24 protein-coding genes are annotated in these 25,758 nt (G+C 62.8%); 17 read left to right on the top strand and 7 right to left on the bottom strand.

The genetic code is table 11. The features are described from left to right. The first annotated feature begins 2 nt into the window (after nucleotides 1–2). The 8 genes from ispG (at nucleotide 3) to BT179_RS09265 (ending at nucleotide 8,505) form a co-directional block, all read left to right on the top strand. Nucleotides 3–1,112, top strand: coding sequence for a flavodoxin-dependent (E)-4-hydroxy-3-methylbut-2-enyl-diphosphate synthase (gene ispG, locus BT179_RS09300; RefSeq protein WP_072388152.1), 1,110 nt, complete (start codon nucleotides 3–5; stop codon nucleotides 1,110–1,112). Nucleotides 1,113–1,135: 23 nt separating this feature from the next. Continuing rightward, nucleotides 1,136–2,425, top strand: a complete 1,290-nt coding sequence (gene hisS / locus BT179_RS09295; protein ID WP_072430815.1) for a histidine--tRNA ligase — start codon at nucleotides 1,136–1,138, stop codon at nucleotides 2,423–2,425. Nucleotides 2,426–2,465: 40 nt separating this feature from the next. Beyond that, nucleotides 2,466–3,107, top strand: coding sequence for a YfgM family protein (locus BT179_RS09290; RefSeq protein WP_072388148.1), 642 nt, complete (start codon nucleotides 2,466–2,468; stop codon nucleotides 3,105–3,107). Next, nucleotides 3,100–4,251, top strand: a complete 1,152-nt coding sequence (gene bamB / locus BT179_RS09285; RefSeq protein ID WP_072388146.1) for an outer membrane protein assembly factor BamB — start codon at nucleotides 3,100–3,102, stop codon at nucleotides 4,249–4,251. The genes BT179_RS09290 and bamB overlap by 8 nt, the downstream gene beginning before the upstream one ends. Nucleotides 4,252–4,455: 204 nt before the next feature. Continuing rightward, nucleotides 4,456–5,928 (top strand): ribosome biogenesis GTPase Der, encoded by a 1,473-nt coding sequence (gene der, locus BT179_RS09280; protein ID WP_072388143.1) that lies wholly within the window; start codon nucleotides 4,456–4,458, stop codon nucleotides 5,926–5,928. Nucleotides 5,929–6,102: 174 nt separating this feature from the next. After that, nucleotides 6,103–7,251, top strand: coding sequence for a pyridoxal phosphate-dependent aminotransferase (locus tag BT179_RS09275; protein WP_072388140.1), 1,149 nt, complete (start codon nucleotides 6,103–6,105; stop codon nucleotides 7,249–7,251). Next, nucleotides 7,239–8,030, top strand: coding sequence for an amidohydrolase (locus BT179_RS09270; RefSeq protein ID WP_072388138.1), 792 nt, complete (start codon nucleotides 7,239–7,241; stop codon nucleotides 8,028–8,030). Before BT179_RS09275 ends, BT179_RS09270 begins: the two co-directional genes overlap by 13 nt. A gap of 67 nt (nucleotides 8,031–8,097) precedes the next feature. Beyond that, nucleotides 8,098–8,505: a hypothetical protein gene (locus BT179_RS09265; protein ID WP_072388136.1), complete on the top strand. Its 408-nt coding sequence runs from the start codon at nucleotides 8,098–8,100 to the stop codon at nucleotides 8,503–8,505. A gap of 120 nt (nucleotides 8,506–8,625) precedes the next feature. Here BT179_RS09265 and leuA read toward each other — a convergent pair whose 3' ends face one another. From leuA to xseA, 3 genes are all read right to left on the bottom strand, one after another. Continuing rightward, on the bottom strand, nucleotides 8,626–10,305 hold the full coding sequence (leuA, locus tag BT179_RS09260; protein ID WP_072388134.1) for a 2-isopropylmalate synthase: 1,680 nt from the start codon (nucleotides 10,303–10,305) through the stop codon (nucleotides 8,626–8,628). Between the two features lie 360 nt (nucleotides 10,306–10,665). Next, nucleotides 10,666–11,487 (bottom strand): peptidoglycan DD-metalloendopeptidase family protein, encoded by an 822-nt coding sequence (locus tag BT179_RS09250; protein WP_072388132.1) that lies wholly within the window; start codon nucleotides 11,485–11,487, stop codon nucleotides 10,666–10,668. 3 nt (nucleotides 11,488–11,490) lie between these two features. After that, entirely contained in the window at nucleotides 11,491–12,870 is a 1,380-nt protein-coding gene (gene xseA, locus BT179_RS09245) for an exodeoxyribonuclease VII large subunit (protein ID WP_072430816.1), read from the bottom strand. Between the two features lie 247 nt (nucleotides 12,871–13,117). On the opposite strand from xseA, the gene BT179_RS09240 reads away from it, so the two are divergent. The 4 genes from BT179_RS09240 (at nucleotide 13,118) to guaA (ending at nucleotide 17,918) form a co-directional block, all read left to right on the top strand. Beyond that, the gene (locus BT179_RS09240) at nucleotides 13,118–13,885 is read left to right on the top strand and encodes a sulfite exporter TauE/SafE family protein (RefSeq protein ID WP_072430817.1); all 768 of its coding nucleotides are present in this window, start codon (nucleotides 13,118–13,120) and stop codon (nucleotides 13,883–13,885) included. Nucleotides 13,886–13,952: 67 nt separating this feature from the next. Next, on the top strand, nucleotides 13,953–14,501 hold the full coding sequence (locus BT179_RS09235) for a sugar ABC transporter ATPase (RefSeq protein WP_072430818.1): 549 nt from the start codon (nucleotides 13,953–13,955) through the stop codon (nucleotides 14,499–14,501). 291 nt (nucleotides 14,502–14,792) lie between these two features. Further along, nucleotides 14,793–16,262, top strand: coding sequence for an IMP dehydrogenase (guaB, locus tag BT179_RS09230; protein WP_072388124.1), 1,470 nt, complete (start codon nucleotides 14,793–14,795; stop codon nucleotides 16,260–16,262). Between the two features lie 78 nt (nucleotides 16,263–16,340). Then, on the top strand, nucleotides 16,341–17,918 hold the full coding sequence (guaA, locus tag BT179_RS09225; RefSeq protein WP_072388122.1) for a glutamine-hydrolyzing GMP synthase: 1,578 nt from the start codon (nucleotides 16,341–16,343) through the stop codon (nucleotides 17,916–17,918). A gap of 208 nt (nucleotides 17,919–18,126) precedes the next feature. Here guaA and BT179_RS09220 read toward each other — a convergent pair whose 3' ends face one another. Beyond that, nucleotides 18,127–18,756 carry a TetR/AcrR family transcriptional regulator gene (locus BT179_RS09220; RefSeq protein ID WP_072430819.1) on the bottom strand — a complete coding sequence of 210 codons (630 nt, stop codon included), beginning with the start codon at nucleotides 18,754–18,756 and terminating at the stop codon, nucleotides 18,127–18,129. Nucleotides 18,757–18,862: 106 nt separating this feature from the next. Between BT179_RS09220 and BT179_RS09215 the strand changes: the two genes are divergently transcribed. The 5 genes from BT179_RS09215 (at nucleotide 18,863) to tadA (ending at nucleotide 23,112) form a co-directional block, all read left to right on the top strand. Then, nucleotides 18,863–19,756 (top strand): NAD(P)/FAD-dependent oxidoreductase, encoded by an 894-nt coding sequence (locus BT179_RS09215; protein WP_072430820.1) that lies wholly within the window; start codon nucleotides 18,863–18,865, stop codon nucleotides 19,754–19,756. Nucleotides 19,757–19,847: 91 nt separating this feature from the next. After that, nucleotides 19,848–20,237, top strand: coding sequence for an antibiotic biosynthesis monooxygenase family protein (locus BT179_RS09210; protein ID WP_072430821.1), 390 nt, complete (start codon nucleotides 19,848–19,850; stop codon nucleotides 20,235–20,237). A 26-nt stretch (nucleotides 20,238–20,263) separates the two neighbouring features. Continuing rightward, nucleotides 20,264–21,127 carry a class I SAM-dependent methyltransferase gene (locus BT179_RS09205; protein ID WP_072388114.1) on the top strand — a complete coding sequence of 288 codons (864 nt, stop codon included), beginning with the start codon at nucleotides 20,264–20,266 and terminating at the stop codon, nucleotides 21,125–21,127. A gap of 111 nt (nucleotides 21,128–21,238) precedes the next feature. After that, complete coding sequence (locus BT179_RS09200) at nucleotides 21,239–22,615, top strand: multicopper oxidase family protein (protein WP_072430822.1); 1,377 nt, start codon at nucleotides 21,239–21,241, stop codon at nucleotides 22,613–22,615. Next, nucleotides 22,615–23,112, top strand: coding sequence for a tRNA adenosine(34) deaminase TadA (gene tadA / locus BT179_RS09195; RefSeq protein WP_072388110.1), 498 nt, complete (start codon nucleotides 22,615–22,617; stop codon nucleotides 23,110–23,112). The genes BT179_RS09200 and tadA overlap by 1 nt, the downstream gene beginning before the upstream one ends. Nucleotides 23,113–23,272: 160 nt before the next feature. Here the strand turns inward: tadA and cmoB are convergent, their stop codons facing one another. The 3 genes from cmoB to BT179_RS09180 all read right to left on the bottom strand — a co-directional run bounded on the left by cmoB (nucleotide 23,273) and on the right by BT179_RS09180 (nucleotide 25,757). Next, the gene (cmoB, locus tag BT179_RS09190; RefSeq protein ID WP_072430823.1) at nucleotides 23,273–24,229 is read right to left on the bottom strand and encodes a tRNA 5-methoxyuridine(34)/uridine 5-oxyacetic acid(34) synthase CmoB; all 957 of its coding nucleotides are present in this window, start codon (nucleotides 24,227–24,229) and stop codon (nucleotides 23,273–23,275) included. Beyond that, the gene (gene cmoA, locus BT179_RS09185) at nucleotides 24,226–24,969 is read right to left on the bottom strand and encodes a carboxy-S-adenosyl-L-methionine synthase CmoA (protein ID WP_072388106.1); all 744 of its coding nucleotides are present in this window, start codon (nucleotides 24,967–24,969) and stop codon (nucleotides 24,226–24,228) included. The genes cmoB and cmoA overlap by 4 nt, the downstream gene beginning before the upstream one ends. Nucleotides 24,970–25,121: 152 nt before the next feature. Then, on the bottom strand, nucleotides 25,122–25,757 hold the full coding sequence (locus BT179_RS09180) for a lysoplasmalogenase (RefSeq protein ID WP_072388104.1): 636 nt from the start codon (nucleotides 25,755–25,757) through the stop codon (nucleotides 25,122–25,124). Nucleotide 25,758: the final 1 nt, after the last annotated feature.

Below are 25,758 nucleotides of genomic sequence, written 5' to 3'. Positions count from 1 at the left end.
TCATGCACGGCGAATCTCCAATCAAACGTCGCGAATCCCGCAAGATCTGGGTCGGTAACGTGCCCGTGGGCGGCGATGCGCCTATCGCTGTGCAGAGCATGACCAACAGCGACACCAACGACGTGGCCGCCACGGTCGCGCAGATCAATCGCCTGGAAGCCGCCGGCGTCGACATTGTGCGGGTTTCCGTGCCGGACATGGACGCCGCCGAGGCGTTCGGCAGGATCAAGCAACTGGTCAAGGTGCCCCTGGTGGCCGACATCCACTTCGACTACCGCATCGCCTTGCGCGTGGCCGAGCTGGGCGTCGATTGCCTGCGCATCAATCCGGGCAACATCGGCCGCGAAGACCGCGTGCGCGCCGTGGTGGATGCGGCCCGCGACCGGGGCATCCCGATCCGCATCGGCGTCAACGCCGGTTCCCTGGAAAAAGACCTGCAGAAGAAATACGGCGAACCGACCCCGGCCGCGCTGGTGGAGTCGGCCCTGCGTCATGTGGAGCACCTTGAGCGCCTTAATTTCCCGGACTTCAAGGTGAGCGTGAAGGCCTCCGACGTGTTCATGGCCGTCGAGGCCTACCGTCTGCTGGCCAAGGAAATCGTCCAGCCGCTGCACCTGGGCATCACCGAAGCCGGCGGGTTGCGTTCGGGCACGGTGAAATCCGCCGTCGGCCTCGGTATGCTGCTCGCCGAAGGGATTGGCGATACCATCCGCATCTCGTTGGCGGCCGATCCGGTCGAGGAAGTGAAAGTCGGCTACGACATCCTCAAGTCCCTGCACCTGCGTTCCCGTGGGATCAACTTCATTGCCTGCCCGAGTTGCTCGCGGCAGAACTTCGATGTGGTCAAGACCATGAACGAGCTGGAAGGGCGCCTGGAAGACCTGCTGGTGCCACTGGATGTCGCGGTGATCGGTTGCGTGGTCAACGGGCCGGGCGAAGCCAAGGAGGCGCATATCGGCCTTACCGGCGGTACCCCGAACCTGATTTACATCGACGGCAAGCCGTCGCAGAAACTGACGAATGACAATCTGGTGGACGAGCTGGAAAAGCTGATCCGCGAGAAGGCGGCCGAAAAGGTCGAAGCCGACGCAGCGGTCATCGCACGCGGCTGATCGAACGAATTTAAGGAAATTCTGTGAGCAAGTCCCTGCAAGCCATCCGTGGCATGAACGACATCCTGCCCGAACAGACGCCTCTATGGCGCTATTTCGAGGGCACCGTGGCGCGTTTGCTGGATAACTACGGTTACCGGCAGATCCGCATGCCGATCGTCGAGTTCACCGAGCTGTTCAAGCGCTCCATCGGTGAAGTGACCGATATCGTCGAAAAAGAGATGTACACCTTCGAGGACCGCAACGGCGACTCGCTGACCCTGCGCCCCGAAGGCACGGCGGCCTGCGTGCGCGCGGTCCTGGAGCATGGCATCACCGGCGGTGGCCAGGTGCAGAAGCTCTGGTACGTCGGCCCGATGTTCCGTCACGAGCGCCCGCAGAAAGGCCGCTATCGCCAGTTCCACCAGATCGGTCTCGAGGTGTTCAACCTCGAAGGGCCGGACATCGACGCCGAACTGATCGTGCTGACCTGGCGCCTGTGGGGCGAGCTGGGGCTGCGTGATGCGGTCAAGCTCGAGCTCAACAGCCTGGGCACCAGTGAATCCCGCGCTCGCTATCGCGAAGCGCTGGTGGAGTTCCTCTCCGCCCACATGGACAAGCTCGACGAAGACAGCCAGCGCCGCCTCAAGACCAACCCGCTGCGCGTACTGGACACCAAGAACGCCGATACCCAGGCGATCCTGGCCGATGCACCGAAGATGGCCGATTACCTCGACGACGAGTCCCGTGCGCATTTCGAAGGGCTGAAGGCGCGTCTCGACGCTGTCGGCATTCCCTACGTGATCAACCCCAAGCTGGTGCGTGGCCTGGATTACTACAGCAAGACCGTTTTCGAATGGGTCACCGACAAGCTCGGCGCCCAGGGCACCGTATGCGCCGGCGGCCGCTACGACGGGCTGGTGGAGCAGATGGGCGGCAAGCCCACCCCCGGCGTGGGTTTTGCCATGGGTATCGAGCGCCTGGTGCTGATGCTCGAAGCGTTGGACAAGGTGCCTGAAGAGCTGGCCCGCCAGGTCGACGTCTACCTCTGCGCCTTCGGCGAAGCGGCGGAACTGGCGGCCCTGGCCCTGAGCGAGCGGATCCGCGACCAGGTGCCCAACCTGCGCCTGCAGGTCAATGCCGGCGCCGGCAGTTTCAAGAGCCAGTTCAAGAAGGCCGACAAGAGCGGTGCGCTGTACGCACTGATCCTGGGTGACGACGAACTGGCCCAACAAGTGGTAGGTTTCAAACCCCTGCGTGGCCAGGGCGAACAACAAAGCATTGCCTGGGATGCGCTTGCTGCACACCTGGCCACCTGCGTCGTGCAGGGTTGAAGCTGTCAAACAGCCGATTTAGCGATTAAGGAGTATTGGGGTGTCGAGTACCGAAGATGAACAGCTGGCGGATTTGAAGGACTGGTGGACGCGCAACGGCAAGCCGCTGGTCACTGGCGGCCTGTTGGCGCTGGTCATCGTGTTCGGCTGGCAGGCCTACCAGAAATACCAGAGCAACCAGTCGCAAGGCGCCTCGGTGCTCTACCAGCAATTGCTGGAAACCACGCTGACCCCGGACGGCAAGCCTGACGCTGCTCGCGTGGCGGACCTGGCCGGCAAGCTCAACAAGGAATTCGGCGGCACCGCCTACGCCCAGTACGGCAGCCTGTTCGTGGCCAAGGTAGCGGTAGACAGCGGCAAGCTGGACGACGCGGCCACCGAGCTGAAGGCCATCGTCGACAAGCCGGCCAACCCGACCCTGGGCGAAGTGGCACGTCAGCGCCTGGCCCAGGTGCTGGCGGCACAGAACAAGGTCGAAGACGCGCTGAAGCTGCTGGCCGGCGACGCCGACAAGGCGTTCCTGGCGACCCGCGAAGAACTCAAGGGCGACCTGCTGGTACAGCTGGGTCGTGCCGACGAGGCCCACGCGGCCTACCAAAAAGCCAAGGCTGCGCTGTCGGATGAAGCCGCGGTCGGTGGCCTGCAAATCAAGCTGGACGACCTGGCCAAAGGGGATGCGTGACGTGATCCAGTGGAAACATGCAGCATTGCTGGCTCTGGCCATTCTGGCCGCGGGTTGCAGCAGCAACAGCAAGAAAGAACTGCCACCGGCCGAGCTGACCGACTTCAAAGAAGAAGTCGTGCTGCAGAAGCAGTGGAGCCGCTCCATCGGTGACGGCCAGGGCGAAACCTACAACATGCTGGTGCCGGCCATCGATGGCGATACCATCTATGCCGGCGACGTGACGGGTGTCGTCATGGCGATGGATCGCATGAACGGCGACGTCAAATGGGAAAAGGATCTCGAACTGCCTGTATCCGGTGCCGTTGGCGTGGGTTACGGGCTGGTCATGATCGGTACCCTCAAGGGCGAGATCGTGGCCCTGGACGCCAGCAGCGGCGAAGAGAAATGGCGTGCCCGGGTGACCAGCGAAGTGCTCGCACCGCCCGCCACCAATGGCGACGTGGTTGTGGTCCAGACCCAGGATGACCGCCTGATCGGCTTGGATGCCGCCACCGGCAGCCAGCGCTGGCTGTACGACAGCACCCCGGCGGTGCTGACCTTGCGCGGCACCAGCGCCCCTATCGTGACCAACCGCCTCGCGGTGGCCGGGTTGTCCACTGGTAAAGTGGTTGCCCTGGATGTTTCCAACGGCGTGCCGGTGTGGGAACAGCGTGTCGCCATTCCCCAGGGCCGTTCGGAACTGGAGCGCGTGGTCGACATCGACGGCGGCCTGCTGCTGTCCGGCGGCACGCTGTATGTCGCCAGCTACCAGGGTCGCGTCGCGGCACTGGACCTGGAAACCGGCCGTCCGTTGTGGCAGCGCGACGCGTCCAGCTACGCGGGTGTCGCCCAGGGTTTCGGCAGCGTCTACGTAAGCCTGGCCTCGGGCACGGTCGAAGGCGTCGACGAGCGTTCCACCACCGCCTTGTGGAGCAACGATTCCCTGGCCCGTCGTCAGCTGTCGGCCCCGGAAGTGTTCTCCAGCTACGTCGCAGTCGGTGACCTGGAAGGTTACCTGCACCTGCTCAGCCAGGTGGACGGTCGCTTCGTCGGCCGTGAGCGTATCGACAGCGATGGCCTGCGTGCCCGTCCGCTGGTGGTGGGCAGCATGATTTATGTGTATGGCAACAGCGGCAAACTGGAAGCCCTGACCATCAAGTAAGACTATGCTTGGGGCTAGATCCCAAGCGGCCCGTCCTGTGCAGGAGCGGGCTTGCGTGCGAATGCGGTGTATCAGAAGAAAACTGTTGTCGACTGAACACACCGCTTTCGCGAGCAAGCCCGATCCCACGGGACTGCCTCCGAGCACCAGCCGCTGCCTCGCAGCGGCTTTTGTATTTTCTGAAATAACGAAGTGGAGAGCCGCATGGTTCCCGTAATCGCCCTGGTGGGCCGACCGAACGTCGGCAAGTCCACCTTGTTCAATCGCCTGACCAGGACTCGCGACGCCATTGTCGGCGACTTGTCCGGTCTGACCCGTGATCGCCAATACGGTGAGGCCAAGTGGCAAGGGCGTACTTACATCCTGATCGACACCGGTGGCATCTCCGGTGACGAACACGGCATGGACGAAAAAATGGCCGAGCAGTCGCTGCTGGCCATCGAAGAAGCGGATGTGGTGCTGTTCCTGGTAGACGCCAAGGCCGGTTTTACCGCCGCCGACCAGATGATCGCCGAGCATTTGCGCAAGCGTAACAAGCGCTCCCATGTGGTCGCCAACAAGGTCGACAACATCGATCCGGACATGGCCCGCGCCGAGTTCGCGCCGTTGGGCATGGGCCAGGCGATCCCGATTGCCGGCGCCCATGGTCGCGGCATCAGCCAGTTGCTGGAAGTCGCCCTGGCGGATTTCCCGAAAGACGATGAAGACGAGCCGGAAGAAGGCGAGGAAGAGATCGTTGCCGAAGGCGAGGAAGCCAAGCGCATTCCGGGCCCGAGCGAGAAGGACGGGATCAAGATCGCCATCATCGGCCGCCCGAACGTGGGCAAGTCGACGCTGGTCAACCGCATGCTCGGCGAAGACCGGGTCATCGTGTACGACCAGCCCGGTACCACTCGCGACAGCATCTACATCCCGTTCGAACGTAACGACGAGAAGTACACGCTGATCGACACCGCCGGTGTGCGCAAGCGCGGCAAGATCCACGAGGAAGTCGAGAAGTTCTCCGTGGTCAAGACGCTGCAGGCGATCAAGGACGCCAACGTGGTGATCTTCGTGATGGACGCTCGCGAAGGCGTGGTCGATCACGACCTGAACCTGCTGGGCTTCGCCCTGGAGGCCGGACGTGCGCTGGTCATCGCCATCAACAAATGGGACGGCATGACCCCGAGCGAGCGGGATTTTGTGAAGGTGGAATTGCAGCGCCGGCTGTTCTTCGTCGACTTCGCCGATATCCACTTCATCTCGGCCTTGCACGGCACGGGCGTGGGCAACCTCTACGCGTCGGTGCAGAACTCGTTCAAGTCGGCGGTCACCCGCTGGCCGACCAACCGCCTGACCCAGATCCTGGAAGACGCCGTCAGCGAGCACGCGCCACCGATGGTCAACAACCGCCGGATCAAACTGCGTTACGCTCACCTGGGGGGCGCCAACCCGCCGATCATCGTGATCCACGGTAACCAGATCGAGAAGGTACCCAAATCCTACGTTCGGTACCTGGAAAACACCTATCGTCGCGTCCTGAAGCTGGTGGGTACGCCCATCCGTATCGAGTTCAAGGGCGGCGAGAACCCGTATGAAGGCAACAAGAACACGCTCACCGACCGGCAGGTCAACAAGAAGCGTCGCTTGATGTCGCACCACAAGAAGGCCGACAAGAAGCGCCGCGACAAGCGCTGATTGATAGTCACCGCAGATCCACTGTGGAGCGAGCAAGCTCGCTCCACAAGGTTTGAGTTGTGTCAGCATAAGAAAGGGTGCCCTGGGTGGCACCCTTTTTCATACCTGGCGATTGGGCTATCCTCGAACTCTCCCGCGCCGCGCCAGAGCCGGGTGTAGAGCAGGGAACCCTCGATGATCACCAGCAAGTTGCCGAATGTCGGCATCACCATCTTCACCCAGATGTCCCAGCTTGCCGCCCAGACCGGTGCGCTGAACCTGTCCCAGGGGTTTCCCGATTTCGATGGCCCCCAGGCGCTGCGCGATGCGGTCGGCCGGCACATCGCCCAAGGCCATAACCAGTATTCGCCCATGACCGGCCTGCCGGCGTTGCGTCAGCAGATCACGGCGAAGATCGCCCGCAGCTATGGCGTCGATGTCGACGCCGACCAGGAGGTCACCGTGACCCCAGGCGCGACCCAGGCGATTTTCTGCGCCATCGCGGCGGTGGTGCAAAGCGGCGACGAAGTGATTGTGTTCGACCCCAGCTACGACAGTTACGAGCCAGCGGTGCAGTTGGCCGGTGGGAGGTGCGTGCACGTGCAACTGGGCCTGGATGACTTTGCCATCGACTTCCAGAAGCTCGGTGACGCCCTGGGGCCGCGTACGCGCATGATCATCCTCAACACACCGCACAACCCCAGCGGGGCCCTGATCAGCCGGGCCGAGCTGGATCAGTTGGCGGCGTTGATCCATGATCGCGACATCTATCTGGTCAGCGACGAGGTGTATGAACACCTGGTCTTCGACGGCGTGCCCCATGCCAGTGTCCTGGCCCATGAGGAGCTGTATCGGCGCGCGTTCGTGGTCAGCTCCTTCGGCAAGACCTACCACGTCACCGGTTGGAAGACCGGCTACGTCGTGGCGCCACCGGCCCTCACCGCCGAGCTGCGCAAGGTGCATCAGTACGTCAGCTTTTGCGGGGTGACACCGCTGCAATACGCCCTGGCCGACTACATGGCCGACCACCCGGAGCATGTCGAGCAATTGCCCGATTTCTACCAGGCCAAGCGCGACCTGTTCTGCGACTTGCTGGCCCCGTCGCGGTTCAGCTTCAAGCGGGTGGCCGGCACCTATTTCCAACTGGTGGATTATTCCCGGATCCGCCCGGACCTGAATGACGTCGACATGGCGGTCTGGATGACCCGTGAGCACGGGGTGGCGGCGATCCCGGTGTCGGTGTTCTACCAGACCCCTCCCGAGGGACAGCGCCTGGTGCGCCTGTGCTTCGCCAAACGCGAGGAGACGCTGCGCGAAGCGGCGCAAAAGCTATGCGTGATCTGAGTATGTTGCCCAATCTCAATGTTGCCCTGATCCAGACCACCCTGGCGTGGCACGACCGCGAGGCCAACCTGGAGCATTTCGAAAGTCTGCTGGAACAGGCCCGCGGGGCCGACCTGGTGATTTTGCCGGAAATGTTCACCACCGGCTTTTCCATGGAATCCCAGGCCCTGGCCGAACCGGAGCACGGGCCTACCAGCGTTTGGCTCAGGACGCAGGCGTCGAGGCTGGATGCGGTGATCACCGGCAGCCTGATTGTCCAGGCCGCCGACGGCAGCCATCGCAACCGCCTGCTCTGGGCCCGTCCGGACGGTGAGGTGCTGCACTATGACAAGCGCCATCTGTTTCGCATGGCCGGGGAGCACAACCACTACACACCGGGTGAGCGTCAGGTGCTGTTCGAACTCAAGGGCTGGCGGGTGCGCCCGTTGATTTGCTACGACCTGCGTTTCCCGGCCTGGAGCCGCGACGCCGAGGACACCGACCTGCTGCTGTACACCGCCAACTGGCCTGGCGCCCGGCGCTTGCACTGGAACCGCCTGCTGCCGGCCCGGGCCATCGAGAACCTGTGTTACGTAGCGGCAGTGAACCGCATCGGCACCGACGGCAAGGGTTTTGCCTACACTGGGGACAGTCAGGTGCTGGACTTCCAGGGCGAGACCTTGCTCAGCGTGGGAGAGGCCGATGGCGTGTTCATGGTGAATCTCAATGCGGCGGACCTGGCGGCGTATCGTGCGCGGTTTCCGGCGAACCTGGATGCCGATCGTTTCGAATTCATCTGATTGAATCGTTTCAACCCTCAAGAACGGCTATTGCGTGCCGATAAACGGTCAGCCAAGGAGAATGCTCATGACCACTATCAGCGCAACGACCGTAAACCCGTATCCGATGTCGGCCCCTAAGGTGTCGATCAAAGGTACGACCGAGGAGACTGCGGACGCGACCACGGACGCCGGCAGCGAGAAGGAAAAGTCACTGAAGGTCGATACCAGCGGTGCTAACGTCGCCGGCGCACCCAGCAGCACGGGTGTGGATGTGATCGAGCAGATCAAGAAGCAGATCGAGCAGACCGAGAAACTGCTGGCCCAGCAACAGGTGCAATTGGCTCGCGTGCAGAAGAGCCAGGCCAGCGAAGAGCAGAAGGCTCAGCAGGCCATGGCCATCCAGACCCAGATCATGGGAACCCAGGCGGCCCTGCAGACGCTTCGAGCGGCGCTATTGCAGGCCATGACGGTCGGGATCGATACCCATGCCTGAGAGGGGGTAGCGCGGTAGGCCGTTATCGCGAGCAGGTCCCGGACGGCAACCCATATCCCAAGTCAAACAAAAAGGCCCCAGGATTCACACCCTGGGGCCTTTTTGCATGTCAGCCCAGGATCAGGCCGCCTTGGCTTCCGGCTGGCTCAGGGAGCGGTTCAGCGCACTGAACAAAGCCTTGAAGCTGGCGGTGGTGATGTTCTCATCGATGCCTACGCCGTGTACCGCGCGCTCACCGTTGACCCGCAGCTCGATATAGGCCGCGGCCTTGGCGTTGGTGCCGGCGCCGATGGCATGTTCGTTGTAGTCCATGATTTCCACGGGAATCGGCAGGCCGGCCACCAGCGCTTCCAGGGCGCCGTTGCCCTTGCCGCGCCAGTGCAGGTTGGTTTCGCCCTGGCCCTTGCTGGCCACTTCCACTTCCACGGCGCTGTGGCCGTTTTCTTCCTGCAGGCGATGGCTGACCAGCGCATACGGGGTGTTGGCTTGCAGGTATTCGCGTTGCAGCAGGCTGTGGATCTGCTGGGCGGTCATTTCCAGGCCCAGGCGATCGGTTTCGCGCTGCACCACCTGGCTGAATTCGATCTGCATGCGGCGGGGCAGGCTGATGCCGTATTCCTGTTCCAGCAGGTAGGCGATGCCGCCCTTGCCCGACTGGCTGTTGACACGAATCACCGCCTCGTAGCTGCGGCCGATGTCGGCCGGGTCGATCGGCAGATAGGGCACTTCCCACAGGGCGTCCGGTTTCTGCTGGGCGAAGCCCTTGCGAATGGCATCCTGGTGGGAGCCGGAGAATGCGGTGTGGACCAGGTCGCCGACATACGGATGGCGTGGGTGCACCGGAATCTGGTTGCATTCCTCGACGACCTTGCGCACGCCGTCGATGTCGGAGAAGTCCAGTTCAGGGTCGATGCCCTGGGTGTAGAGATTCAGTGCCACGGTCACCAGGTCGACGTTGCCGGTACGCTCGCCGTTGCCGAACAGGCAGCCTTCGACACGGTCGGCGCCAGCCATCAGGCCCAGTTCGGTGGCGGCCACACCGGTGCCACGGTCGTTGTGGGTGTGCAGGCTGATGATCACGCTGTCGCGACGGGTGATGTTGCGGCCGAACCATTCGATCTGGTCGGCATAGACATTCGGCGTGGCGACTTCCACGGTGGCGGGCAGGTTGAGGATCACCTTGCGCTCGGGCGTCGGGTTCCACACTTCGATGACCGCATCGCAGACTTCCTTGGCGAACTCGAGCTCGGTGGCGCTGAAGGTTTCCGGGGAGTATTCGAACTGCCACTGGGTTTGCGGCTGCTGGGCGGCGTATTTGACGAACAGCTTGGCCGCGTTCACCGCGATTTCCTTCACGCCTTCCTTGTCCTGGTTGAACACGATGCGGCGGAACGATGGGCAGGTGGCGTTGTACAGGTGGACGATGGCTTTTTTCGCGCCGCGCAGGGATTCGAACGTGCGGGCGATCAGGTCTTCACGAGCCTGGGTCAGCACCTGGATGGTGGTGTCGTCCGGGATGTGGCCTTCCTCGATGAGGGTGCGCACGAAGTCGAAGTCGGTCTGGGAAGCGGCCGGGAATGAAGCTTCGATTTCCTTGACGCCGACGGCGACCAGGGTTTTCCAGAAACGCAGTTTCTTGACCGCGTCCATCGGTTCGATCAGCGACTGGTTGCCGTCGCGCAGGTCGGAGCTGCACCAGATCGGCGCGGTGGTGATGGTCTTCGACGGCCAGGTGCGATCCGGCAGGTTGATGGTCGGGAAGGCGCGGTATTTGGAAGACGGGTCTTTGAGCATGCTCATGGGCGGAATCCTTTTATTGTCGTGGCCGAAAAAAGGCGGCCTGCCGGTGGTTCGAACGGGGTGGCTTCTCAGCCGGAACGAGGTGCCGCGATTCAGCCCGGCAGTCGTGCGCTGACGAGGCACAGGCTGCGGTGCTGGCGAAGCTGGATGAGGGTGTGAGAGGTTTTCATGCCCTCAACCCTAACCGGGTGGGCAGAGGATCGCAAGCAATCGAAAAAAATTGAGAGAAGTTCTGATTTCGAGCGATTTTGCGAGATTTAATCGCGAATATTCGGAGCTTCCATGTTGGAAATTGCGTCGATGTTTTGAGCTTGGCAATTCACGGAAGATGGGGCTGAGGGAAGTAGCCCCACCATGAACTCAGGGCTGGAACGCCCCGATGAAAATCGCCGGATCCACTCGCGCATCGTTCAGGCTGATGTTCCAGTGCATGTGCGGCCCTGTTGCCCGGCCGGTTGCACCCACTTTGCCCACGACCGCTCCCCTGGCCAACTGCTGGCCGACCTTCACATCGATTTTCGACATATGACAGAACATGCTGATGAAGCCCTGGCCGTGGTCGACGAACACCGTATTGCCGTTGAAGAAGTAATTGCCGGTGAGGATCACCTTGCCTGCGGCCGGGGTCTTGATGGGCGTCCCGGCGGGTACGGCGAAGTCCAGGCCCGAATGCGGGTTGCGCTCTTCACCATTGAAGAAGCGGCGCACGCCGAACTTGCTCGACAGTGGGCCATCGACAGGCTTGTCCAGCAACAGGTTGCTGGGAATGTTCGGGCTGAAGGTGCGGTAGGCCTTCAACTGTACGGCCAGTTCGGCGTCGATGCGCTTGAGGTCCGCCGGGTTCGGGTTGACCTGGCGCTTGTTCTTCAAGGTGATGTGTTGCTCGGGGTACTTCTTGTAGCCGACCACGAAGGGCTGGGTGCTGCCGCCACTTTTGATCTGCTCGGTGCCGGGCTTGACCGTCAGCGGGATGCCGACGATCGCCAGCCAGTTCTGCTGTTCCTTGACCACCAGCACCGGTTTGCCCTGGTAGCTGACTTTGGGGGCCTGGGTCGCGCTGCCCAGGTCCACCACGGCCACGCCGCCGGGTACCGGTTTGTTCAGCAGACGGGTGATGTAGCTGTCGGCGTGGGCATTGATGGTCAGGCACAGCAACAGCAGGGGGGCGATAGATCGCGGCATGAATCAATCCAGTAGAGAAAGGGTGACCGGCGTCAGGTGGTTGTCTTCGACCCGCACCAGCAGTTCGCCTTCGCCGAGCCGGGCGGTCAGGCGCTGGCCGGTGTGGGTCTGCCCGGCATTGCGGATCGCATGGCCGCGTTCGTCCAAAAGGATGCTATAGCCCCGGCCGAGGGTCGCCAGGGGGCTGACGATGTGCAGGGTCTGCATCTGGTTCTGCAATTGCAGGCGACGCGCCTTCAGGCCTTCGTTCATGGCCCGGGGCAGGCGCTCGGCCAGGCTGTCCAGGCGATGACGCAACAAAGCCAGCTGGCGGCCCGGATGCTGTCCGGTGAGGCGGGTTTCCAGGCGAATCAGGCGTTCGCGACGGTTATCGAGGCTGCGTTCGAAGGCCCGGCGCAGACGCATGTCCAGGTCGTCCAGGCGCTGGGCCTGCTGACGCAGGCGCTCGCCCGGATGACGCAGGCGCCGGGTCAGGCCTTCGAGGCGCAGTTGGTCGCGCATCAGGCGGTCGCGCATGCGCATCACCAGGCGTCGGTGCAGGCTTTCGACCCGCCGCACCAGTTCGCCGGCATCCGGCGCCAGCAGTTCGGCGGCGGCGGAGGGGGTGGGGGCACGCACGTCGGCGACGAAATCGCTGATGGACACATCGGTCTCATGGCCGACGGCACTGACGATTGGCGTGACGCAGGCATCCACCGCCCGGGCCACGGCCTCTTCGTTGAAGCACCACAGATCCTCCAGCGAACCGCCGCCCCGGGCCAGGATCAGCGCGTCGAAACCGCGGGTATCCGCCAGTTTCAGGGCGCGGACAATCTGCGCGGTGGCTTCGCGACCCTGTACGGCGGTGGGAATCAACGTCAGGGCGATCTGCGGCGCCCGGCGGCGGAACACGCTGATGATGTCGCGGATCACCGCGCCGGTGGGCGAACTGATGATGCCGATGCGTTGCGGATGGGCCGGCAGCGGCACCTTGCGCTCGGCGCTGAACAGGCCTTCGGCGCTGAGCTTTTCCTTGAGGGCATCGAAAGCCAGGCGCAGGGCGCCGTCGCCGGCCGGCTCCACGGTGTCGAGGATCAGTTGATAGTCGCCGCGCCCTTCGAACAGCGAGACCTTGCCGCGCACCTTGACCGCCAACCCGTCTTTCAGGGCCTGGCGCACCCGCGCGGCGTTCTGCCGGAACAGCGCGCAACGCACCTGGGCGCCACTGTCCTTGAGGGTGAAATACACATGGCCGGAGGCGGGCCGGGCCAGGTTGGAAATTTCCCCCTCGACCCAGATATTGCTGAACACGTCTTCAAGCAACACCCGCGCACGGCCGTTGAGCTGGCTGACAGTCAGGACCTCGCGGTCCAGGCCCAGTCGGGCAAAGGGATCTTTAATCATGGGCGGCATGATAAGGGCATTCGTCGGTGAATCTCCATGAGTGAAGACAAATCGGACCGGGTTGCCTTCATCGCGAGCAAGCTCGCTCCCACAGGGATCTTGGGTGGTCGCAAGCTTTGTGAACACCAGGGAGCCATTAGCGGGAGCGAGCTTGCTCGCGATAGCGGTGCACCTGTCACCACAAATGCTGGATATGCCGTGACACAACTGGCTAAAGTCCCCGCTCTCCTCAGCAAGGAAGTGTCGGATGAATCTGCTGTCGTGGTTGGGCCAGTGGGCATTTGCCCCCTTGGAATGGCTGGTGATCGGCTCGGCCATAGCCCTGGCCTACATCGTGTTCGGCATCGCCGGGTTCGGGACGGCGCTGGTGGCCGCGCCGATTCTGTTGCTGTTCATGCCCCTGTCGAAAATCGTGCCGCTGCTGGTGCTGCTGGATTTCGTCGCCGCATTCGGCAACCTGCTGCCGTCGCGGCGGGACGTGTCCCGGTCGGAGCTGCTGCGCTTGCTGCCATGCATGGCCCTGGGTTGCACCTTGGGGGTGATATTCCTGCTCAACCTCAAATCCGACCTGCTGCTGTTATTGATGGGACTGTTCATCAGCGCCTATGCGATCTATAGCCTGTGGGTAAAGGCCCGGCCGGCGCAGCTGTCGGCGCTGTGGGCGCTGCCGATGGGGACGGTGGGCGGGATGTTCGGTGCGCTGTTTGGCAGTGGCGGCTTTTTATACGCCATCTATCTGAACAGCCGCTTGCCCAAGGACCCGGCCCGCGCCACGCAAAGCGCGCTGATCAGTTGCAGTACCGTGGTGCGCTTGACGCTGTTCGTCATCGCCGGGGTATATGCCGAGCTACCCTTGCTGGTACTGGCGCTGTGCTTGTTGCCGGCCATGGCGCTGGGCTTGTGGGTGGGGCGTCGCCTGACCCTGCGGATGTCCCGCGAGGCATTCGTGCGCCTGGTCACCTGGCTGGTGCTCGCCAGCGGCATCGCGTTGATCGTGCGCTACCTGAGTGCTTGACCTGGCCCGGCCAGGGATTAAGCTGCCGGCCTTCATTCGCTCAGCAAGGGAAACAGCGGGCCTCGCCATGAATTCGCAAAGCATCATCGTCCCGAAAATCTCCACGCTGCCGGTCCACGAACCCCGGGCCCGTGCGATCGTGCGCTGGCTGGTACGCAAGAATATTGTCCAGGAACAGTTGACCACCTGCGGCCGCACCGGCAACCGCATGGGCCACGCCATTGCCCCTGGCGCCCGGGAGGTGGCCCTGTACCCCGAAGCCTTGCCGTTCGGCGAGCCCGTCAACGGCCTGGAGATCATTACCCGGCGCTGTATCTATACCCCGGCCAAGGGATTCCTCGAGGAGGCGGGTTGCGCCGAGTGCCGCAGGGAAATCGGCGAAGCGCTGTTCGAAAGCCTGGAAGACTGGATGCCAGGCCGCACCGACAATTTCACCTGTCCCGAATGCGGGCATGAAGATGACATCAACGGGTTCCTGTTCCTGCAGCCCTGCGCCTTTTCCAACCTGGGGTTCATCTTCAACAACTGGCTCGAGGCCGGGTTCAAGCAGGATTTCCTCGATGAATTCGCCGATTGGCTGGACCAGCCGGTGAGTTGGGTGAAGGTGGAGTTGTAGATAGGCACACGGCGGACTGTTTTTGTGGCGAGGGGATTGATCCCCGCTGGGGCGCGAAGCGGCCCTGAACCGGGCTATGCGGTACATCTGGCATATCGAGTCGGCCGCTTCGGGACTGCTGCGCAGTCCAGCGGGGATCAATCCCCTCGCCACAGGGGCGATGTACAGTCGCAGTGAGGGGATCAGCCCCGTCAATCTGCCCGGCAATAATAGGCAGAGTTTTACATTGAGCGAGACGGGGTCCATGAGTATAATGGCGCGCTTCCATTTTCCCGCTCGGGAGCCCCCGCGATGCTGCGTATCAGCCAAGAAGCCCTGACATTCGACGACATTCTCCTTGTGCCCGGTTATTCCGAGGTACTGCCTAACGAAGTCAGTCTCAAAACCCGTCTTACCCGTGGCATCGAGCTGAATATTCCGCTGGTATCCGCCGCCATGGACACCGTGACCGAAGCCCGCCTGGCCATTGCCATGGCGCAGGAAGGCGGCATCGGTATCATCCACAAGAACATGACCATCGAACAGCAGGCCGCCGAAGTGCGCAAGGTCAAGCGGTTCGAGGCCGGCGTGGTCAAGGACCCGATCACCATCGAGGCCGATGCCACGGTGCGCGATCTGTTCGAACTGACCCGCATGCACAACATCTCCGGCGTTCCGGTGCTGCACGATGGCGACCTGGTCGGCATCGTCACTTCCCGCGACGTGCGTTTCGAGAACCGCCTGGATGCCACCGTGCGCCAGGTAATGACGCCTAAAGAGCGCCTGGTCACGGTCAAGGAAGGCACCAGCAAGGACGAAGTCCGCGAATTGCTGCACAAGCACCGCATTGAGCGCGTGCTGATCGTCGACGACAAGTTCGCCCTCAAGGGCATGATGACCGTCAACGACATCGAAAAGGCCAAGGCCTACCCGCTGGCCAGCAAGGACGACCAGGGTCGTCTGCGCGTCGGTGCCGCGGTCGGCACCGGCAAGGACACCGGTGACCGCGTCGCCGCCCTGGTCAATGCCGGCGTGGACGTGGTGGTGGTCGACACCGCCCACGGTCACTCCAAGGGCGTGATCGACCGCGTTCGCTGGGTCAAGCAGAACTTCCCTGACGTCCAGGTGATCGGCGGCAACATTGCCACCGGCGCTGCCGCCAAGGCCCTGGCCGAAGCCGGCGCCGACGCGGTCAAGGTCGGTATCGGCCCTGGCTCGATCTGCACCACCCGCATCGTCGCCGGTGTCGGTGTTCCACAGATCAGCGCCATCGCCAACGTCGCCGCAGCCCTCGAAGGCTCCGGCATTCCCCTGATCGCCGACGGCGGTATCCGTTTCTCCGGTGACCTGTCCAAGGCCATTGTGGCCGGTGCGTCCTGCGTGATGATGGGCTCGATGTTCGCCGGTACCGAAGAGGCACCGGGCGAGATCGAACTGTTCCAGGGCCGTAGCTACAAGGCTTATCGCGGCATGGGCTCGCTGGGCGCCATGTCCCAGGCCCAGGGCTCGTCCGACCGTTACTTCCAGGACTCCTCCGCAGGTGCCGAGAAGCTGGTGCCGGAAGGCATCGAAGGTCGCGTTCCCTACAAGGGCACCCTGAGCGCCATCATCCATCAACTGATGGGCGGCCTGCGTTCTTCCATGGGCTACACCGGCAGCGCCAACATCGAAGAGATGCGCACCAAGCCGGAATTTGTCCGCATCACCGGCGCGGGCATGGCCGAGTCCCATGTCCACGACGTGCAGATCACCAAGGAAGCGCCGAACTACCGCGTAGGTTAAGGCTTTCCTGCAAACGTAATCACCGGGGCTGTTCATTCAGCCCCGAGTTGTTTCTGATTCCCTATATGAGAATGAGTCATGGCCCTCGACATTCACGCTCACCGCATCCTGATTCTCGACTTCGGTTCCCAGTACACCCAGCTGATCGCCCGCCGCGTGCGTGAAATCGGCGTGTATTGCGAATTGCATCCGTTCGATATGGATGACGAAGCGATTCGCGAATTCGCGCCAAAAGGGATCATCCTGGCCGGCGGCCCGGAGTCCGTGCACGTCGCCGACAGCCCTCGGGCGCCCCAGGCGGTCTGGGACCTGGGTGTGCCGGTCTTCGGTATCTGCTACGGCATGCAGACCATGGCCGAGCAACTGGGCGGCAAGGTGGAAGGCTCCGATCTGCGCGAGTTCGGTTATGCCCGTGTGGACGTGGTCGGCAAGAGCCGCCTGCTGGACGGCATCGAAGACCATATCGATGCCGACGGCCTGTTCGGCCTTGACGTGTGGATGAGCCACGGTGACAAGGTCACCCGCATGCCGGAAGATTTCCATATCCTGGCCAGCACTCCGAGCTGCCCGATTGCCGGCATGTTCAGCGACGATCGCCGCTATTACGGCGTCCAGTTCCACCCGGAAGTGACCCACACCAAGCAGGGCGGTCGTATCCTGTCGCGCTTCATCCTCGACATCTGCGAATGCGAGGCCCTGTGGACCCCGTCGAAGATCGCCGAAGACGCCATCGCCCAGGTGCGTGCGCAGGTGGGTACCGATAACGTGCTGCTGGGCCTGTCCGGCGGCGTGGACTCCTCGGTGGTCGCTGCGTTGCTGCACAAGGCCATCGGCGACCAACTGACCTGCGTTTTCGTCGACAACGGCCTGCTGCGCCTGCATGAAGGCGAGCAGGTGATGGCGATGTTCGCCGAGAACATGGGCGTCAAGGTGATCCGCGCCAACGCCGAGGATCAGTTCCTGGCCAACCTGGCCGGCGAATCCGACCCCGAGAAGAAACGCAAGATCATCGGCCGTACCTTCATCGATGTGTTCGACGCCGAGTCTTGCAAGCTGGAAAACATCAAGTACCTGGCCCAGGGCACCATCTACCCCGACGTGATCGAGTCGGCCGGTGCCAAGAGCGGCAAGGCCCACGTGATCAAGTCTCACCACAACGTCGGCGGCCTGCCAGAGGAAATGAACCTCAAGCTGGTCGAGCCGCTGCGCGAACTGTTCAAGGACGAGGTACGTCGCCTTGGCCTGGAGCTGGGCCTGCCGTACGACATGGTCTACCGCCACCCATTCCCGGGCCCTGGCCTGGGCGTGCGGATCCTCGGTGAAGTGAAGAAGGAATACGCCGACCTGCTGCGTCGCGCCGACCATATCTTCATCGAAGAACTGCGCAAGGCCGACTGGTACCACAAGGTCAGCCAGGCATTCGTGGTGTTCCAGCCGGTGAAATCGGTGGGCGTGGTGGGCGATGGTCGTCGTTACGCCTGGGTCGTGGCCCTGCGTGCCGTGGAAACCATCGACTTCATGACCGCTCGTTGGGCGCACCTGCCCTACGAGCTGCTGGAAACTGTTTCCGGCCGGATCATCAACGAGATCGAAGGTATCTCTCGCGTCACGTATGACGTGTCGAGCAAGCCGCCGGCGACGATTGAATGGGAATGATTGGGCGTCCGGCATTGTCCGGCACCCATTAACAGGAAATGCGCTGAAGCCCGCGTAATTGCGGGCTTTTGGCCTTTTGGGGCAAATGCCCTGCCGGGGGCTCGATACCCTGTCGCCACGGCAGGGAAGGGCCTGGGATCAAATCTCTTGATCGGCCCGGTTTCGTTGGGTTCTCTCGTGATCCATGAGTGCTTTTCCGGGCACGGTCTTATTTTTCGTGCGCGGCGATGAACATGGCGACGGCTGCCCGGCAATAGGATTCGATTTCGTTGTCGTCCTCTGCCCTGGCCTCATCGAAGCGCGCGATCATCAGCAGATCGGACCCTTTGAAAAGCGCGGCAAACAAACGGGCGGACTGCAGAGGATCGGGCACGTTCAGAACCGCCTTCGCGTGCAACTGACGCAACAGGGCCTCGATCTGAGCAATGACATAGGCGGGGCCGGCTTCGTAATGGCGCTTGCTTAACGATTTTTGATTCGTCTTGTCGGCCATGATCATGGCTTCGACACTGCGCACGTTGGGACTCAGCAACGTGCGAAGCAGGGATGTTCCCACCGCCATGAGCTGATCTGCCGCCGAACCGCCGACGCCTTCAATAAGGGCTTGGGGTGCAAACTGATGGCAGTGGGCCGCAATGGCCGCACTGAACAGCGCCTCCTTGTTCTCGAAGTGCCGATAAATGCTGAGCTTGGATATCTTCGCCCGCTGGGCGACCTTGTCCATTGTCGTCGCTTGAAAACCCAATTCCACAAAAAGTTCGCCCGCGGCGTCGATGATCGTCTGGCCTAGCGCATCGTTGGCGGGCCGGCCGCGTCGGGCCTGACTGTGTTCGGTCATAAAATTCCAGTACTTGACAGTATCTAAATTTGTGAATTATGGTACTCGTAAGTATCTTAATTGTGCAAGCCGATCTCCCTTCATCCACAGCGCGGAGCCCATCATCATGAATGACGTCATCATCATCGGCGGCAGTTTTGCCGGTCTTGCCGCCGCCCTGCAACTCGGCCGTGCCCGCCGCAAGGTCACCGTTCTTGATACCGGCCTGCCGCGCAATCGTTTCGCCGACCACTCCCATGGCCTGCTCGGCCACGACCACAAGCCACCGCTGGAAATACTGGCCGAGGCGCGGCAGCAACTGGCACGCTATCCCACGATCCAGCTGGTCAATGCCCGGGCCGAGAGCGTCTCCGGCGCCCTCGACGATTTCTCCGTCCTCACTGGCGAGGGCGCAACCCTGAGGGCGCGCCGCCTGATCCTGAGCTATGGCGTCGCCGACCAGATGCCTGAACTTCCCGGCTTTGCCGAAGGCTGGGGCAGCTCCATCGTGCCTTGCCCGTATTGCGACGGCTTTGAAGTTGCCGGCCGGCATTGGGGCCTCGTCTGGTCCGGCCCAATGTCGCACAACTACGTCAGGCTATACCACGATTGGACTGACACATTGACGGTCTTCGCCAATGGTCACGACATTCCACCCGAGATCCGGGCCGATCTGGCTCGCCGTGGCATCCCTGTCGTCGATGGTCGGGTCACCGAAATCGACCATGACGAGAGCCATAACGCCACCGTCAGGCTCGACGCCGGCCCCTCTGTTGCGGTCGACATCCTGTTCGCGCATCCGCGCAACAAGCCGTCCGCACGCCTGCATGAATCGCTGGGGCTCGCCACGGTCGATACGCCCCAGGGCATCGTCCTCAAGGTCGACGAGCGCCGCGAAACCAGCGTGCCCGGCATCTACGCCGCCGGCGACCTCGCCAACCCCGCAATGCCCTCGGTCACCACGGCATCATGGCAAGGCGCGACGGCGGGCATCTGCGCCCAGCAGTCGATGCTGGTTTGAGGGCACTTCGGATGGCGCAGGCTTTTAAAGGTTGCTTCGAAGCAGCATCGATTACGGTAGTTTCATTTTCCCATTAGACGGGAGTGCCACCATGGCCGACCCAAAGTCGCAAGAGCGTAAATTCAAACCGCTAGACGATAAATTCCCGCTTGAGCGTCAACTCGGCATCACTGCCGCGCCAGTTGTGCTCATCAACCTGTTCACGCTCGATTATGCCGACGAAGCGGGCTTCCTGGACGCTTTCAAGGTGGCTGCCGAGATCATAACGAAGCAACCGGGCTTCATTTCCATGCAACTGCATCGAGCGATCGGCGATAGCCCGACTTACCTGAACTATGTGGTGTGGGAGTCCACCGAGACGGTCCGCGCCGGTCTCACTCATCCCGAGTTCGTCGCGAAGCTTTCAGCCTATCCGTCATCCGTCGTAGGCAGCCCGCACTTGTTCCAGAAGGTCGCCGTCCGCGGCTTTTGCGTGGCCTGAAGAATGCGTCAAAATGAGGAAATGTCATGACAGAGCAAAAAACCTATCAGGTCGCCGACTGGAATGGCCAAAGCGGGGAGTACTGGGCCGTCAACCAGGCCCGGCTCGACGCCATGTTTGCGGTATTCGGCCAGGCCGCGATCGAAGCCGCCGCGCCCGCGACGGGTGAGCGGGTGCTGGACGTCGGCTGTGGCGCGGGCGCATCGAGTCTGGATCTGGCCGCCCGCGTCGGCGCGGGCGGCCAAGTGCTGGGCGTGGACATATCCGAGCCGTTGATTGGCCGTGCGCGCGCACTTGCGCCACAGGATACGCCGGTCCTGTTCCAAGTGGCCGACGCCAGCAGCGCCGAGCTGCCCGAGGGCGCGTTCGATATGCTGTTCTCGCGTTTCGGCGTGATGTTTTTCGACGATCCGACAGCGGCGTTCACTCATATGCGACGCGCGCTCCGACCGGGCGGGCGGGTCGCTTTCGTCTGCTGGCGCGGCGTGGCCGAGAACGATTGGGTGCGTCTGCCCATGATCGCGATCAAGGACATTGTCCCGCTGCCCGCGCCGCCCGGTCCTGACGTGCCCGGCCCATTCTCGTTCGGCGACCGGGGGCGCGTGGAGCGCATCCTGACAACGGCCGGCTTCACCGATATCACTATCGCGCCCTTCGATGCTTCCATCTCGTTCGGCCAAGGCGAGACTCGGGACGCGGCGATCGACGACGCCGTGAAGATGGCATTCGAGGGTGGCCCGCTGTCGCTTGTGCTCGCTGATCAGCCCGACGACATCCGTGCCCACGCCTGGGCCGCGGTTCGCGCCGCCTTCGCGGGTCTCCCCGGCGAGCGGTCGGTGATGATTGACGGCGCGGCATGGATTGTCACGGCACGCAAATCGGCTAGCTGACATTACTTATCCGCGACAATCCTTCACTTAATATTTCTCAATCGCGGGTGTATCGTATTCGCCTTTTGCGGACCTGCCGGTTCGCCGCAGATTCAATAGGTGGTTGCGTTCATGTCCTTTACCCGTCGCCAAATACTCGGTGGCCTGGCCGGTCTTGTTGTCGTTGGCGTCGGGGCGGGAGGGGCTTCGCGGTATTGGTTGGGCAGGATGGCCGATGCCCAGGCCGGTCATGACTATGAGCTGATCGCGGCGCCCCTGGACGTCGAGCTGGTGGCCGGGCACAAGACCCAGGCCTGGGCGTTCGGTCCGTCGGCCCCGGGCACCGAGCTGCGGGTACGTCAGGGCGAGTGGTTGCGGGTGCGCTTCATCAACCGCCTGCCGGTTGCCACCACGATCCACTGGCACGGAATCCGTCTGCCGCTGGAAATGGATGGCGTGCCGTACGTTTCGCAACTGCCGGTGCTGCCGGGCGAATACTTCGATTACGAGTTCCGTGTGCCGGACGCCGGCAGCTATTGGTATCACCCTCACGTCAACAGCAGCGAAGAGCTCGGACGGGGACTGGTGGGGCCGTTGATCGTCGAGGAGCGCGAGCCTACCGGGTTCAAGTACGAACAGACCCTGAGCCTCAAGAGCTGGCATGTAGACGAGCAAGGCCAGTTCGTGGAGTTCAGCATCCCTCGCGAGGCCGCCCGTGGCGGCACGGCCGGGCGGCTTTCGACCATCAACGGCGTGCCGCAGGCGGTGATCGACCTGCCGGCGGGGCAGATCACCCGGGTGCGCCTGCTCAACCTGGATAACACCCTGACCTATCGCATCAACATTCCCGGCGTCGAGGCGCAGATCTACGCCCTGGACGGCAACCCCGTCGAGCCGCGCCCGCTGGGCAAGGAGTACTGGCTGGGCCCGGGCATGCGCATCTGCCTGGCCATCAAGGCACCGGCGGCCGGAGAAGAGTTGTCGTTGCGCAACGGCCCGGTACGCCTGGGCACCTTGCGGTCGGTCGCCAACAGCGATGCCCCCACTGCCTGGCCGCCAGCATTGCCGGCCAACCCGGTGGCCGAGCCGGACCTGGCCAATGCCGAGAAACTCAACTTCAATTTCGAGTGGGTCGGTTCGGTGTCGGTCAATGTGGACAACGGCAAGCCGCCGAGCCTGTGGCAGATCAACGGCAAGGCCTGGGACATCACCGACAAGACCTGCGCCGACCGGCCGATCGCTACCCTGAAGAAAGGCCAGAGCTACATTTTCGAATTGAAGAACATGACCCAGTACCAGCACCCGATCCATTTGCACGGGATGAGCTTCAAGGTGATCGCGTCCAACCGGCACAAGGTCGTGCCGTATTTCACCGACACCTACCTGTTGGGCAAGAACGAGCGGGCGCAGGTGGCGCTGGTGGCGGATAACCCTGGGGTGTGGATGTTCCACTGCCATGTGATTGATCACATGGAAACCGGCCTGATGGCCGCCATCGAGGTGGCGTGATGCGCCAGATTCGTCCCGCCAGGATCATCGACCGCAGCCGTGACCAGGATTTCATGCGCGAAGCCCTGGCCCTTGCCGCCCAGGGTGCCGCCCTGGGTGAGGTGCCGGTGGGAGCGGTGTTGGTGCAGGACGGCGAGATCATCGGACGCGGCTTCAATTGCCCGATCAGCGGTCACGATCCCAGTGCCCATGCGGAAATGGTCGCCATCCGCGCCGCGGCCCAGGCCATGCGCAACTATCGCCTGCCCGGCAGCACCCTCTACGTCACGCTGGAACCGTGCAGCATGTGCGCCGGCCTGATCGTTCACTCGCGCATTGCCCGGGTCGTCTATGGTGCCCTGGAGCCCAAGGCCGGCATCGTGCAGAGCCAAGGGCAGTTCTTCAGCCAGGGTTTCCTGAACCATCGCGTGATGTACGAAGGCGGCGTGCTGGCCGAGGAGTGCAGCACGGTGCTGAGCGAGTTCTTCAAGGCGCGTAGAGCCAAGGCCACAGACTAGATACCGGCCCCCTGTGTGTATTCACAGCATCCGCACACCACACAAGAACCTATGGGAGCGAGCTTGCTCGCGATGAGGCCGGCAAGCCCGACATCCCTGTGACTGAACCACTGCCTTCGCGAGCCGGCTCGCTTCCAGAGGTTCGTGGTGGTTGGGCGATTTATTTACGCGCCACGATCACCGCCCGCATCGGTGCCGGTAGCCCTTCGATGGTCTTGCCATGGTCAGCAGGGTCAAGGAAGTCGCTCAGCGACTGATACTTCATCCACTCGGTGCTGCGCTGTTCTTCCACGGTCGTCAGGCTCACGTCCACACACCGCACATCGCTGAACCCGGCCCGGCGCAGCCAGCGCTCCAGGGCTGGAACCGACGGCAGGAACCAGACGTTGCGCATCTGCGCATAGCGGTCCTCGGGGACCAGCACCTGATGCTCGTTACCCTCGATCACCAGGGTTTCCAACACCAGTTCGCCGCCTTTCACCAGACAGTCCTTCAAGGCCAGCAGGTGTTCGATGGGGGAGCGGCGGTGGTAGAACACGCCCATGGAAAACACCGTGTCGAAGCCTTCGAGGTCCGGCGGCAGGTCTTCGAAGGGGAACGGCAGGTGCCAGGCGTTGGGCTGCGAAAGGTAGCGCTGCACCGCCTGGAACTGGCAGAAGAACAGCCAGTTGGGGTCGACGCCGATCACGGTGTCTGCCCCGGCCCCCAGCATTCGCCACATGTAGTAGCCGTTGCCGCAGCCCACATCGAGGATGCACTTGCCCTTGAGGTCCAGGTGCGGTGCCACCCGTGACCACTTCCAGTCCGAACGCCATTCGGTGTCCACGTGCACGCCGAACAGCTCGAACGGGCCTTTGCGCCATGGGGAAAGGCCCATCAGGGCGGTGCGCATCTGGGCGCGGGTTTCATCGCTGCACTCGGTGTCGAGCGTCAGACTGTTCAGCAGGTCTATCCGGGTCGGTTGCAGCGACGGCAGGGCATCCAGGGCGTTCTGCCAGCGTTCGAGATCGCCATGGCCTTTCTGCATCTTGATATCGAGCTGCGACTGCAGCGTCGCGGCCCAGTCGGCCAGGGGTGTACCGGCCAGACGGCGGGCGAGGGGAGACAGATCGATCATGGCAGGGCAATCAACGAGGCGAAGTTAAGACACTGGAACCACGGCACGACTTTCGAGAACCCGGCCGCCAGCAGGCGTTCGCGGTGTTCTTCGAGGCTGTCGGGCTTCATGACGTTTTCGATGGCGCTGCGTTTCTGGGCAATCTCCAGCTCGCTGTAGCCGTTGGCGCGCTTGAACGCCACGTGCAGGTCGGTGAGCAGGGCGTGTTCCTCGGGGTCGTTGAAACGCAGTTTTTCCGAGAGGATCAGGGCGCCACCGGGCAACAGGGATTGGCGGATTCGGCTCAGCAGCTCGGTGCGCTGCGGCCGCGCAATGAATTGCAGGGTGAAGTTCAGCGCGACCACCGAAGCCGGCTGGAAGTCCAGGGCCAGGATGTCGCCTTCGATCACTTCCACCGGCAGCAGCTCCTGGAACATCGAGTCCTGGCCGTTGAGGTATTCGCGGCAGCGCTCCACCATGGCCGCCGAGTTGTCCACCGCGATCACCCGGCAACCATCAGTGCGCACATGACGGCGCAGGGCCTGGGTCACCGCGCCCAAGGAAGAGCCGAGATCGTAGAGCACGCTGCCCGGCTGGGCGAATTGCGCGGCGAGCACGCCGAGGTTTTCGACGATGGTCGGGTAGCCTGGCACCGAACGCTTGATCATGTCCGGAAACACCCGCACTACGTCCTCGTTGAACGCGAAGTCAGGCACTTGGGCCAGGGGTTGGGCGAATAGGCGGTCGGACTCTTTGCTCACGGCGATTCCAGCGGCATGGGTGGTGAAAAGGCCGGCATTTTAACCAAAAATGCTGCGGGAGCGAGCTTGCTCGCGATGGCGATGGTTCAGCCGGCCATAATGTTGACTGACAGACCGCTATCACGAGCAAGTTCGCTCCCACCTTATCTGGCTCACTGTGGCTTTCGGGCGAACGCCGACGCTGTAATGCCCCATTGGCCCAGCCAATAACTGATGATGATCAGGTAAGGCGCGGCATGGAAGGGGTGCACGAACCGGTTGATGCCGATGAGGCTGTCGGAAAACACAAACGCCAGCGCCCCGGCGGCGGCCAGCCCTGCCGAACGCTTGGGCACGTTGGTGCCCAGGCGTGCCAACGCCCGCCAGAGCATGGCGCTGATGACTAGGCCGTAGATCACCACTGGCACCAGCAACGGCCCGAGACCGCTCGACACCAGGATTGCCAGGAGCACCGCACCGATGCCCAAGGCCAGGGCCAAGGGCAGCAGCGCCGGTCGGCGGCAATCGCTGAGGTAGGCTTTGAGGTAGGCCAGGTGCGCCAGGAGAAACGCGCCAAGGCCGAACACGAACAAGTCGCCCGGCCACGCCAGCAGTACGTCGCCCGCCAGCGAAAAAATCAGCCCGAGACTGATCCAGCGTCGATAGTCGCCGGGCGGCGCATCGTGCAGCCAACCCAGCAGCGCCAGCACCGGCATCGGCTTGACCAGCAGGCACAGCAGCGAGGCATGCACGCTCAGGCCATACAGGTAGGTGGCCGCTCCCATCAGAGCGAGGATCAGCCAGCCCATG

The sequence above is a fragment of the Pseudomonas sp. NFACC43 genome (assembly GCF_900119645.1).
Lineage (GTDB): Bacteria > Pseudomonadota > Gammaproteobacteria > Pseudomonadales > Pseudomonadaceae > Aquipseudomonas.
The sequence above is the reverse complement of the archived record's forward strand: the minus strand, read 5'-3'. Positions and strand labels throughout refer to the sequence as shown.